Source organism: Haladaptatus sp. DYSN1 (genome assembly GCF_029489995.1).
Lineage (GTDB): Archaea > Halobacteriota > Halobacteria > Halobacteriales > Halococcaceae > QDMS2.
Window position 1 is genome coordinate 2,441,029 of the sequence record NZ_CP120470.1, and the last position, 12,074, is coordinate 2,453,102.

The 12,074-nt window shown below is 64.3% G+C and carries 12 protein-coding genes; 5 read left to right on the top strand and 7 right to left on the bottom strand.

The window, feature by feature from the left end; translation table 11 throughout:
- Position 1: 1 nt before the first annotated feature.
- Genes kdgK1 through P0648_RS13195 form a run of 4 tightly spaced genes read right to left on the bottom strand, consistent with a single transcriptional unit; the run spans position 2 to position 4,350 of the window.
- Positions 2–961: a bifunctional 2-dehydro-3-deoxygluconokinase/2-dehydro-3-deoxygalactonokinase gene (gene kdgK1, locus P0648_RS13180; RefSeq protein WP_277504264.1), complete on the bottom strand. Its 960-nt coding sequence runs from the start codon at positions 959–961 to the stop codon at positions 2–4.
- Positions 958–2,193 (bottom strand): mandelate racemase/muconate lactonizing enzyme family protein, encoded by a 1,236-nt coding sequence (locus tag P0648_RS13185; protein ID WP_276246804.1) that lies wholly within the window; start codon positions 2,191–2,193, stop codon positions 958–960. Before P0648_RS13185 ends, kdgK1 begins: the two co-directional genes overlap by 4 nt.
- Positions 2,194–2,202: 9 nt before the next feature.
- Entirely contained in the window at positions 2,203–3,117 is a 915-nt protein-coding gene (locus P0648_RS13190; protein WP_276246803.1) for a dihydrodipicolinate synthase family protein, read from the bottom strand.
- A gap of 12 nt (positions 3,118–3,129) precedes the next feature.
- Positions 3,130–4,350, bottom strand: a complete 1,221-nt coding sequence (locus tag P0648_RS13195; protein WP_276246802.1) for an HAD hydrolase family protein — start codon at positions 4,348–4,350, stop codon at positions 3,130–3,132.
- Between the two features lie 153 nt (positions 4,351–4,503).
- Here P0648_RS13195 and P0648_RS13200 point away from each other — a divergent pair, with 153 nt between their 5' ends.
- From P0648_RS13200 to P0648_RS13220, 5 genes are all read left to right on the top strand, one after another.
- Positions 4,504–5,574 carry a glucose 1-dehydrogenase gene (locus tag P0648_RS13200; protein WP_277504266.1) on the top strand — a complete coding sequence of 357 codons (1,071 nt, stop codon included), beginning with the start codon at positions 4,504–4,506 and terminating at the stop codon, positions 5,572–5,574.
- Positions 5,571–6,194 carry a transcriptional regulator GfcR gene (gfcR, locus tag P0648_RS13205; RefSeq protein ID WP_276246801.1) on the top strand — a complete coding sequence of 208 codons (624 nt, stop codon included), beginning with the start codon at positions 5,571–5,573 and terminating at the stop codon, positions 6,192–6,194. The genes P0648_RS13200 and gfcR overlap by 4 nt, the downstream gene beginning before the upstream one ends.
- A gap of 62 nt (positions 6,195–6,256) precedes the next feature.
- Entirely contained in the window at positions 6,257–7,303 is a 1,047-nt protein-coding gene (locus P0648_RS13210) for an HTH-type sugar sensing transcriptional regulator TrmB (protein ID WP_276246800.1), read from the top strand.
- 186 nt (positions 7,304–7,489) lie between these two features.
- Complete coding sequence (locus tag P0648_RS13215) at positions 7,490–8,125, top strand: hypothetical protein (protein ID WP_277504267.1); 636 nt, start codon at positions 7,490–7,492, stop codon at positions 8,123–8,125.
- Positions 8,126–8,204: 79 nt separating this feature from the next.
- Complete coding sequence (locus P0648_RS13220) at positions 8,205–9,641, top strand: replication factor C large subunit (RefSeq protein ID WP_276246798.1); 1,437 nt, start codon at positions 8,205–8,207, stop codon at positions 9,639–9,641.
- An 11-nt stretch (positions 9,642–9,652) separates the two neighbouring features.
- On the opposite strand, the gene P0648_RS13225 is transcribed toward P0648_RS13220, so the two are convergent.
- Genes P0648_RS13225 through P0648_RS13235 form a run of 3 tightly spaced genes read right to left on the bottom strand, consistent with a single transcriptional unit; the run spans position 9,653 to position 12,071 of the window.
- On the bottom strand, positions 9,653–10,633 hold the full coding sequence (locus P0648_RS13225) for an amino acid ABC transporter permease (protein ID WP_276246797.1): 981 nt from the start codon (positions 10,631–10,633) through the stop codon (positions 9,653–9,655).
- Positions 10,630–11,382: an amino acid ABC transporter ATP-binding protein gene (locus P0648_RS13230; RefSeq protein WP_276246796.1), complete on the bottom strand. Its 753-nt coding sequence runs from the start codon at positions 11,380–11,382 to the stop codon at positions 10,630–10,632. Before P0648_RS13230 ends, P0648_RS13225 begins: the two co-directional genes overlap by 4 nt.
- Positions 11,379–12,071 carry an amino acid ABC transporter permease gene (locus tag P0648_RS13235; RefSeq protein ID WP_276246795.1) on the bottom strand — a complete coding sequence of 231 codons (693 nt, stop codon included), beginning with the start codon at positions 12,069–12,071 and terminating at the stop codon, positions 11,379–11,381. The genes P0648_RS13230 and P0648_RS13235 overlap by 4 nt, the downstream gene beginning before the upstream one ends.
- Positions 12,072–12,074: the final 3 nt, after the last annotated feature.

Sequence of the window (12,074 nt, forward strand, 5' to 3'; positions counted from 1 at the left end):
CTTATCGAGAGATGTCCGCCGCACCCGCGTCGATGACGCGTTCGACCTCGGCGCGGGTGATGGCGGCCACGTCTCCGCTGATGGTTCGTTTGAGCGCCGCGGCGGCCGCCCCGAACGCGAGGCCGCCTGCTACCGACTCGCCTTCGACGAGTTTCGTGAGCAGGCCGCCGACGAAGGCGTCGCCCGTCCCGATTGGGTCGAGCGTGTCCGCCTCGTAGACGGGTTGTTCGAAAACCTCGCCGTCTGCGATGGCGAGTGCGCCCTCCTCGCCGCGGGTGACCACGACCGTCTCGAAATCGTACGCCGCTGTAAGGTCGCGGGCGACGGTTTCTGCATCACCCTCGAACCCGAGGACGGTCGCCGCATCGCGTTTTGCCGCGACGAGCACGTCCACTTTCGGGAGGAGGTCGTCGAACGCCTCCTTCGCTTCTGCGGGCGTCCAGAGTTTCGACCGGTAGTTCAGGTCGAACGCCGTCGTCGTGTTCGCCGCCTGTGCGGCGTCGAGCAGTTCGGCGGTGGTCTCACGCAGGGTGTCCGAGAGCGCTGGCGTGATACCGCTCGTGTAGAACGCCTTCGCCCCATGGATACTGTCTACGTCGATGTCGTCCGTCGTCACCGTGGTCACGGCGGCGTTTTTGCGGTCGTAGATGACGTCCGTGCCGCGAGGTGCGCCGCCGGGTTCGATGAAGTAAAGACCCTGTCTCGCAGCCTCGCTGGTCTGCCACGAGATGTCCACGGCGAGGCCGTGCTGGCGCAACTCGTTGACGACTCGCCGGCCGAGCGGGGAGTCCGGGAGTCCGGACTGCCACGTCGAATCCAGGCCGAGGCGCTGGGCCGTCACGGCGACGTTGCTCTCTGCGCCGCCGATTCGCATGTCGAGCGAGTCTGCGGTTTCGAGGCGGTCGCCGGGCGTCGGTGAGAGACGGAGCATCGTCTCGCCGAACGTCACGAGGTCGCTCATGCTTCGTCGAAGAGGGTCTCACCCTCGACCATGTGTTCCTCGACGGTATCGAGGTCGAGGGTGAGGCCGAGGCCGGGTCGTTCTGGAATCTCGATGCGGCCGTCGCTGATGACCGTCTCCTCGACGAGGTCCGACCACCAGCCGAGCTGGTAGGAGTGGAACTCGACGGCCAGCGAGTTCGGGATGGCCGCCCCGACCTGCGCGCTCGCCATCGTCGCGACGGGCGAGGAGACGTTGTGCATGGCGACGGGCACGTAGTAGGTGTCGGCCATGTCCGCAATCTTCCGCGTTTCGCGCATCCCGCCAACCTTCGGCAGGTCGGGGGCGATGATGTCCACCGCCTGCTCCTCTAAGAGTCGGCGGTGGCCGTGCTTGCGGTAGACGTTCTCGCCGGCGGCGATTGGCGTCGTCGTGGACTGGGTGACTTCGCGCTGGACGTCGTGGTTCTCCGGTGGGACGGGGTCTTCGAGCCACCAGATGTCGCAGTCCTCGACGGCGCGAGCGAGGCGCTTTGCGCTCCCGCCCGAGAACGTCCAGTGGCAGTCGAAGGCCACATCGGCGCGGTCGCCGATTCGCTCGGTCACGGCACGGACGATTTCGGCCTTGTGCTCGACTTCCGGCCCTCGAAGGTGGCGGTTCGCGCGGTCTTTCTCGTGGCCGGAGGGCACGTCGAGGTCGAACTTCAGCGCGTCGTATCCGAGTTCGTCGACGACGCGTTCTGCCTCCGCGGCGTTGCTCTCGGGTTCGCTCTCGTCGCCCGCGTGGCAATCACAGTAGACGCGCACTTCGTCGCGGTACTTGCCGCCGAGCAACTGGTAGGCTGGCACGTCGAGCAGTTTGCCCGCGAGGTCGTGCAGGGCGATTTCGATGCCGGAGATGGCAGTGACGGTCACGCCGCTGAGCGACCCTTCGCCAGACATCTTCTGGACGAGATGCTCGAAGAGGCGGTCGATGTCGAGTGGGTTCTCGCCAACGACGAACGGCGTCATGCGTTCGACGAGTTCGGGGACGCCCGCGCCCCAGTAAGCTTCGCCCGTGCCGACGACGCCCGCGTCGGTGTAGATGCGGACGAGCGTCCACGGGAAGTTGCCGTCGACCATCGTGGTCTGAACGTCCGTGATTTCGACGTCGCGCGGGCCGCGGTCGTTCGCGAGCCCCATCGTCGCCGATGAGAGTTCGCGCATCGTGTATTCTGAGTTCGGGTCGTGCAGTGTTGCGTAGTCTCGTGTCATTTGTCTCGGTTACAGCAGTTCGAGTTCGGAAAGTTTCGATTCGAGCGACGCCTGCTGGGCGTCGTCCATGGTGCGAAGCGGCGAGCGAAGCGGCCCGGCGTCGAAGCCGCGAAGGCGGAGGGCCGTCTTTACGCCCGCCATGTACGGGCCGGACTTGAGCGCCCGCCGGACGCCGAAGACGGTGCGCTGGAGGTCGCGCGACCGGGACAGGTCGCCCGCTTCGTGGGCGTCGTAGAGGTCGCAGACGAGTTCCGGGAAGACGTTCGCCACGGCGCTCACCATCCCGTGGCAGCCCAGTGAGAGCCCCGAGAACAGCAGGGAGTCAGACCCGACGAAGAACGTGAGGTTCGGGTTCGCGTCGATGGCCTGCGTGAGCCACGGCACGTCCTTGCTCGAATCCTTGAGGCCGGCGACGTTCTCGATGGACGCGAGGTCGGCGAGGGTGTCGAGCGACAGCGCGTTTCCGGTCCGCCCGGGGATGTGGTAGATGTACACCGGGAGGTCGGTGGCTTCTGCGACTCGTCGGTAGTGGGTCACCGCCGCGTCGTGGTCGAGCGGGAAGTAGAAGGGCGTGACGACGACGAGGGCGTCTGTGCCCACATCCGCGGCCGCCCGGGCGTTCTGGACGGTTTCGCGGGTGCTCGGTGCGCCGACGCCTGCGATGACCGGCACGTCGCCGCCGACTTCCGTGACGACGGCGTCGAGCGCCCGTTCCCGTTCGTCGGGAGTGAGCAGCGGGAACTCGCCGTTCGTCCCGAGAGGGAACACGCCGTGTGCGCCGCGGTCGACGACGTAGCGGGCGTGGGCGGCAGTTGTCTGTTCGTCGAGCGATTCGTCGTCGTGGAAGGCCGTGACCGTCGGTGGTACGACCCCGTGGAGGCCCAGTGGGTCTCCTGATTCGGTTCGTCGTTCGTGTTCGTGCATGGTATCGGTCGGTTACGCTGCGAGTCGGTTCAGTGCGTGGACGGTCCAGAGGATGTCGCCGGCGACGCCTTCGGGGAAGACGAGTTCGTCCGTTTGCCTAACGTGGTCGAGAACGCGCTCTGAGGCGTGTTCGGGTGCGGCGGCGATGCCACAGTCGTTGTCTGCCACCCACTCCATCACCCGGAGGTCGCTCTTGCTGTCGCCCATCACGAGGGCGAACGGGTCGTCCACCGAGAGCACGTCGAAGGCGGCGCGGACACCGGTTACCTTGTTCAGCTCGCGGCTCACGATTTCGACGGCGTCGCCCTCGTAGTAACCGACGTCGATTCGGTCGAGCGTTTCGCGCACCTCGGCGGGGGCATCCGCCGGGTCTCTCTCGACGAGTGCGTCGTGGGCGGCGAGCACCTCGTGAATCTCCGGGTCGGCGTCGGCGTAGTAGGCACGTGCCCACTCGCTGCCCGCCTCGCCAGCCGTCGCCTCTCCGAGCAGGTCGAGCAGGTAGACGAGTGCCTCGTCGATGATTTCGACGGCCTGGTCGCTCCCAATGTCGTAGTTCGGTTTGAGGGTGACGTTGAACTCGTTGCCCTGCAGGTGACAACCACGCCGGAGCCGCTCTGGGGCCTCGGGCAGCACTCGGGTGAGAACCTCGTCGAACACGCTGGTGATGGCTGCGTCTAAATCCTCGTACAGCAACTGCTTCGTGTCCGCCCCGTGGCCCGGCGTGAAGACGCCCGTGCCGCCCTCGTAGACGATGCTGAAATCGCCCGAGTGGACGAGTTCGTTGCCCAGACCCTGGATCATGAATCCTTTCACGTTCTCTAAGGTCTGGCCCGTGCAGATGACGATGGGGACGCCGCGTTCGTAGAACTCGGTGAGCACGTGGAGCGTTTCGCGGGGAATCTCGTTGTCCGTCTCGCCCGCGCTGCGGAGCGTCTCGTCTACGTCGAGGACGAGTACGTTCACGCCGCGTTCGTACTTGTTGAAGAGGTCGAGGGCGGTAAACGCCTGTTCGCGCTCTGCGTAGGCGGCGATTTCCGCGAAGGTTTCACCCTCGGGATACGTCTCGCTAATCTTCGATTTCCGGTCAGTGAGTTCCTCCTGGGCCTCCTCCCAGTATTCGAGGGCGACCATCGAATCGACCATCGGGAACAGGTCGACGAACTCCTGATAGGCCCGCAGGGTCGCGGTATCGACGCGGTCGTAGAGGTCGTACAGTCTGTCGTAGCGTTCCATTTGTAAATCTCCGGCGTGCGGTCGATGGTCTGTCATGAGTTCTGTGTCGTGCTATATAGGCGCACGGTTGTCGCCATCATCCAGCTTTCGGCGTGGAAAATACTTACTCGGAATAGAATAAATATTTTATCCCTGGGGGTCCTACACGTTCCCATGCACGCCATCGCCGTTCGCAAAGGGGAACAACGACCGAGGCTGGTGGAGCGGCCAAAACCGGAGGCTGGGCCCGGCGAGGCACTCGTCCGGACCCTCCGCGTGGGCGTAGACGGCACCGACCATGAGGTGCTGAGCGGTGGCCACGGCGGCTTCCCGGCCGGAGCCGATTCGCTCGTCCTCGGCCACGAGGCCGTCGGCGTGGTCGAAACGGCCCCCGAAGACGCCGCCCTCTCGGCCGGTGACGTGGTGGTCCCGACCGTGCGCCGCCCGCCCGCAGTCGGCGAGTCGAACGCCTACTTCGACCGCGGCGAGGCCGACATGGCCCCACCCGGGGAGTACGTAGAACGCGGCATCGACGGCGGCGACGGCTTCATGGCCGAATACTTCACGAGTCACGTCGAATACCTCGTTCCCATCCCCGACCATCTCGCCGAATTTGGCTTCCTCGTCGAACCGATTAGCATCACCGAGAAGGCGCTGGAACTCGCCGCCGCGTCTCGCGCGTCGTTCGAATGGACTCCGGAGAGCGCTCTCGTCCTCGGGAACGGGTCGCTCGGCCTGCTCACGCTCGCGATGCTCTCTGACTACGATTCGACCTACTGCCTCGGCAAGCGCGACCGGCCGGACCCGACTATCGACATCATCGAGAAACTGGGGGCGACCTACATCGACTCGCGAGAGACACCAGTTTCCGAGATTCCGCGCGCGTACGAGGCGATGGACCTCGTCTACGAGGCGACCGGCTACGCCAAACACGCCTTCGAGACCATCGAGGCGCTCGCGCCCAACGGCGTCGGCGCGCTCCTCGGCGTCCCCGCCGGCGGCTGGGACTTCGAAGTCGCCGGGAGCGACCTTCACCGCGAGTTCGTCCTCCAGAACAAGGCGCTCGTCGGAAGCGTGAACTCGGGCCGTCAGCACTTCGAAGCCGCAACCGAGACGCTCGATTCGCTCCCCGAGTGGTTCTGCTCAGACCTCGTCACCGGCGTGTACGACCTCGACTCGTACCAGAAGGCCTTCCGAACCGACGAACGAACCATCAAGACCGCAATCGAATTCGACCAGCTATGAAGAACATCGACGACCTCATCGAAAACGCAGCGCAGTTGACCGAAAACGGCCTCTCGAAGGGCGAAATCGCAGACGAACTGAACGTCTCGCGGCGGACGGCCAGTTGGCTCGTCTCCCGAAGTGCGACCGACGAGCAGCCAACCCCAGAATCGACCGGCGCGGACGACGTGCACGTCGACTGGAGCACGATCGGCCAGCACAACACCCGCCTATCGCAGGTGAGCGCCGCGATGGCAAACGTCCTCGCCACGGAGGCCGCGGACGCCACAGTCACGGTGGGCATCGAAAAGGCCGGCGTTCCCCTCGGAACGGCCGTCGCCCAACAACTGGAGACGTCGCTCGCCGCCTACGCCCCGGCGAAACACCAGTGGGACGACGACGAGGCGGAGACGAGCGGGTCGTTCTCACGGAACTTCACCGCCGTCGAAGGCGAACGCTGTTTCGTCGTCGACGACACAATCACGAGCGGGACGACGATGCGCGAGACCATCGAGGCCGTCCGTGAGGCGGGTGGCACCCCCGTCGCTGGCGTCGTCCTCGTGGACAAGGAAGGCGTCGGGGAAATCGCTGACGTGCCAATCCACTCGCTGGTAGAGGTCATTCCGGTCGCAGACCGATAGCCGGCACCCCTCTCGTGGCACGAATGAACACACTGATTTAGCCGCGAAAACATCGCAATAGCATGACCACGGACCTCTATCGCTCGCTAGAGGCGCTTTCCTCGCGATTCTCCTTCGGAGAGTACGAGACGAGAGCGTATCTCACCATCCTCGAACACGGCGAGGTGACGGCGTCGGAGATTTCTGAGTACACGGACATCCCCCAGCCACGCGTCTACGACACCGTCCGCACGCTGAGCGACCACGGACTGGTCGAACTCCAGGAGACCAGACCGCTTCGCGTCCTCGCCATCGACCCCGAAGAGGCGTTTGCCGACTACCGCACCTCGCTCGAATCCGTCGTGACGGGCCTCGAAGACCTCTATACCGCGCCGAAACGCCAGACCGAGGCCGCGTCACTGGTGAAATCCAGCGCGACGATAAACCGCTACCTCGAAGACGTCATTCAGACGGCCGAATACGAACTCATCCTCTCGCTCTCGCCCGACCTCCTCGCGACGTTCGAGGACGCGCTCGCCGCGAAAATCGATGACGGCGTCACCATCGACCTCCTACTCTCACCGAGTCGCGAGTTACCGAGCGCGGAGTCCTACGACTACAATTCGGTGGCGACGACGGTGCAGGCCCGAAGCGGCATCACGACGCCAATCATCGCCGTCGCCGACGGCAACTATTCAGTGTACGCCCCGCGCGAAGCGCTCACCGATGGGCAGGACGCAGACCGCTACGGCGTCATCTTCAACCGCTCTGCACTCGGCTTCCTCGTCTCTGGCTTTTTCAACACGCTCCTGTGGACGACGGCAGAACCCGTCGCTGAACAGGCAGAAGACCGGCCCTTCCCCCGCCGGTACGCCACGATTCGTCGCTGCGTGAGCGACCTGCTTGGTCGCGACGAGACGTTCTACGCAACGATTCGCGGCCGGGACGTCGAATCCGGGAAGAGCCGCCTCGTCGAGGGAACCGTCGTCGAAGCGTCGTTCGGAGACAGCCGAAAGACGGCACACCTCGTGGTCGAAACCGCAGACGGCCCCGTCGAAGTGGGCGGACAGGTCGCCGCGTTAGAAGACGTGGAGGCCCACGAAATTCACGTCGACCGGGAGAACGCGTAACTCGCTCGGGTGGAGTGGACGCGACGCGCTCAGGACAGGCGCCAGCCCCCGAAAACGCCGAATTCTCCCGTATCGGGTCAAAAATCGAGAATAGTGTTTATTATCTGAGCGGTAGATATTCACGGTGACTCGAACGGTGGTCGGGTACTGAAACGCGACTCCCGAGTCGGGCACAGAGGTTTCACTATGGTTCAAACCGAATCAGTCACCCTTCCGTCGTCCGCGTGGACGACAGACCGGGTGCGCATCGCTGGCCTCGCGGCCATCGTGGGCGGCGTTCTCTACGCGCTCACCTATCTCGAAAACACGATTCCGGCGATTTCGCCGGGTGGGTCGCTCTACTGGCTGCTCGGCCTCGTCGCCATCACGGCCTACGGCCTCATCGCAGTCGGCCTCTGGGCGGTCCACTCCCGCTTTAGCCAGCAGTACGGTCGGGTCGGGACGGCGCTCGTCTACCTCATAACGCTCACGCTCGCGACCATGATCGTCGGCAGCGCGATGAACGTCCTGGCCCCGACGCTCGTCGACCCCACCCAGGAGGGCGCGACGCTCGGCGGGACTATCTGGGGACTCGCGATGTTCGCCACGCTCATCCTCGCGACGGGTTACGGCATCGTCCTCTGGCGTGCTGGCGTCTCGCGCCTCGGTGCGGGTCTGCTCGTCGTCAACCTGCCCCTGTTCATCGGTGGGCTCGTCGCTCTGAGCGCGCTCGGAACCGTCATCGGAATCGACCTCGCGTGGCTCGCATTCGGCGCGCCCTTCGGTGCGGCGTGGGTCGCCCTCGGCGCACAACTCCGCGCGGACGCGACGCCAGCGGTCTGAACAGCGCGGACACTGTTTTTTCGGGTGGGTAACCGGGACTCCGCAACCACTAAACGCCGCTCGCGCGTACCCTGCGTCAATGGATTGGACGGAGAAGTACCGCCCGAAGACGCTTTCTGAAGTTCGCGGCAACGACAGTGCCAGAACCGAACTCAAGGAGTGGGCACAGGGCTGGGACTCACACCGGAAAGCCGCCATCGTCCACGGCAGTCCCGGCGTCGGCAAGACGTCCGCGGTCCACGCGCTCGCCGCGGACTTCGGGTGGGACACCATCGAACTCAACGCCTCTGACCAGCGGACGGCGAGCGTCATCGAGCGGGTCGCGGGCGAGGCCGCAAAGAGCGGAACGCTCACCCAGACGGGCGCGGCGGAGCGACGACTCATCATCTTAGACGAAGCCGACAACATCCACGGCAACGCAGATCGCGGCGGGGCGCGGGCGCTCACGCGGCTCGTAAAGGAAGCGAGCCAGCCCATGGTGCTCATCGCCAACGAGTACTACGACATGTCGAACTCGCTTCGCAACGCCTGTGAGAACATCCAGTTTCGCGACGTGCGGATGCGCTCTATCGTGCCCGTCCTCCGGGACATCTGTCGCAAGGAGGACGTCGAGTTCGAGGACGAGGCGCTCGAAAAGATAGCGGAGGCGAACAAGGGCGACCTCCGTGGGGCGGTAAACGACCTGCAGGCACTCGCCGAATCGACCGACCGCCTGACCGCGGACAAGGTCGTCACGGGCGAGCGCGACCGGTCTACGGGCATCTTCGACTACCTCGACAACGTTATCAAGAAGCTCGGCGCGGAGGAGGCGCTCAAACAGTCCTACGACGTAGACGAGACGCCCGACGACCTCATCAACTGGATCGAGGACAACATGCCCAAAGACTACGCGGGCGAGGAACTCGCAGACGCCTACGACCACCTCGGAAAGGCGGACATCTGGCTCGGGCGGGTTCGCAAGACCCAGAACTACTCCTACTGGCGCTACGCGGGCGACAACATGACGGCGGGCGTCGCCGCCTCGCGCAACGGCACGAAAGGCGGGTGGACGCGCTACGGACCGCCGAGTTACTGGTCGAAACTCGGTCGCTCGAAGGGCACCCGGAACAAGCGTGACTACATCGCCCAGAAAATCGCCGAGACGAGCGGCGTCTCGATGGGCACCGCCCGCCGGGACATCCTGCCGTATCTCGCGGGGATGACCTACCACTGCAAGAACCGAGACCTGACGGTGGCAGTTGCAGCGCGGTACAACCTCGACGCAGACCACCTCTCCTTCCTCACGGGCAGTGGCAAGGACACGAACAAGGTCCAGGGCATCATCGAAGACGCAGAAGAACTGAAGGAAGCACAGGCAGTCGAGCACTCGGGAGGGGCGTTCGAGGGCGCACACCGCACCGAGATGGAACCGGAAGCAGACGAGGAGACGGCTGACGAAGAAGACGAAGCGAGCGCGGACGACGACAGCGAGAAAGAGAGTTCAGACTCCCAGTCTGGCCTCTCTGATTTCTTCTAAAACGAAAGAGGTCAGTGGGTTCGTCCTTCGACGTGCCCAAGCCCCGGAATCGAGACGACTGCTTCGACCCGTCCCATCAGCTTCGACGCAGAGAGGACGAGCGCGAGATAGATGAGCGCCGCCAGCGTGTAGACGACGGTAATCTGATAGCCGACCGTTGCGAGTTCCTGGGAGGTGAAGAACAGTTCGGGGACGGTGATGAACGCCGCGAGCGAGGAGTACTTGATGAGGTAGACGAACTCGTTCGACCAGCCAGGAATCGCAAAGCGAAGCCCCTGTGGAAGCACGACGTAGCGAATCGCTTCGAGTTGCGAGAGGCCGACCGCTCTGGCCGCCGTCAGCTGGCCGGCTTCGACCGAGAGCAGCGCAGACCGGATATACTCGGCCTGATACGCCGCGCTGTTGATGGTAAAGCCGATGATGGCCACCCAGACGAACTGGTCGGGGATGATGCTCTGGCCGACGCCGGGGAACTCGCGGATGAAACCCGAAAGCCCCGTCCCGAAGTGGAGGACGAACAACTGTGCGAGCAGCGGCGTCCCGCGAATCAACTCGATGTAGCCAAGTGCGATACCCCGAGCGAATGGGCCGCCGTAGACGCGGGCGACCGAGAGGGGAATCGCGATGACGAGACCGAACGCGAGGCCGAGGACGGTGAGGACGATGGTGAGCCACACCGCACCGGCGAGTTGCGGAAGTCCCTGCGGCGTCTGGGCGGCGTAGAGGAACAACTCGCCGACGAGGTTCACCGGCCCGCCGAACGGGCCGAGCATGGCGGCCGTCGAGGTGAACGTCTCCGCGAGGCCAGCGAAGATGCCGGGTGAGACGAACGGCTCGTCGGGGCCGATGCCCGTCACGCCGGAGAACAGCCACGCGTTCAGCCAGCGGGCAATGAGCCACCCCCAGAAGAGGACGCCAACGGCGAGGGCGAGCAGTCGGCCTGTTCGCCCGAGAAGTTGGCGGCGGTTTCGGCGGGTCGCCGCGTCGCTCATCCGTGTGACTCCGTCGTCGAGAGGCGGCTCAGGAACTGACGGGTGCGTTCGTGTTCCGGGTTCCTGAACAGCTGTTCGGGTGGGCCGCGCTCGACGAGCGAGCCACCGGCGAGAAACGAGATGCCGGAGGCCACTTCACGCGCGAAGCTCATCTCGTGGGTGACAACGAGCATGGTCATGCCCTCTTCTGCGAGTTTTCGCATGACGGCGAGCACCTCGCCGATGAGTTCGGGGTCGAGTGCACTCGTCGGTTCGTCGAACAACATGAGTTTTGGGTCCATCGCGAGCGCCCGGGCGATGCCGACGCGCTGTTTCTGCCCGCCGGAGAGTTGCGCCGGGTAGGAGTCCGCCTGATTGGCGAGACCGACTTGCTCTAAGTGTCGCATCGCCCGTTCGTTCGCCTCTTCCTTGCTCATGCCGCGGACTTTCCGCAGGCCAAGCGTGATGTTCTCGCGGGCTTTGAGGTGGGCAAAGAGGTTGAAGTCCTGGAACACCATACCCACTTCGCGGCGGAGTTTGTTCACGTCGTAGCCGGGTGCGGTGACTTCCTCGCCGTCCAGATAGATAGCACCTGAGTCGATTTCGGTGAGGCGGTTCACACACCGAAGCATCGTAGACTTCCCGCTGCCTGACGGCCCGATGAGCACTTCGACGTCACCGGCGTCCATCTCGAAGCTAATGTCGCGAAGCACCTCCTCGTCGCCGTAGGACTTAGAGATGTTTTCGACGCGAAGCAGTGGGTCAGTCATCGTGAGTTCCCTCCGGGAATTGCATAGTAATCGTTGAGTTTGTCGAGGCTGCGGTTGGTCACGAACGTGAGGACGAAGTAGATGGCGCTGATGGTCAAGAACACTTCGAGCACGGCAGACCCACCCTCTGGCTGGAGGTAGAGGTCCCGGCCGCGCGTGAGCATCTCGGAGAGCCCCACCACGAGTGCGACACTCGTGTCTTTCAGCACGATGGTGAACTCGTTCTGGAATCCGGGGACGCTCCGACGGAGCGCCTGCGGGACGATGACGTGGCGAATCGCCTGCAGACGCGAGAGGCCAATCGACCGCGCGGCTTCCATCTGTCCGGTCGACACGCTCTGGAACGCACCGCGGAAAATCTGCGACTGATATGCCCCACCACGGAGGCCGAGCCCGATTGTCGCCGCCCAGAAGGGGTCGTTACTCAGCGAGAGCACGAAGAAAATGTACACGAGGATGACGACGATTGGGATGCCGCGAATGACGACACCCGCCGTCTCGACGGCCCACTTGAGCGGGCCGCTTCCGTACACTTCGATGGCTCCAGCTGGAAAACCGATGAGGAACCCGAGTGTGATACTCGAAAGTGTAAGCAGAATCGTGACCACCAGCCCATCGATGATAAACTCGGCGTTCTCGGCGATGAACGCCCAGTCACTCGCCTGCAAGATAGGGGCTGTGGCTGTCATCTA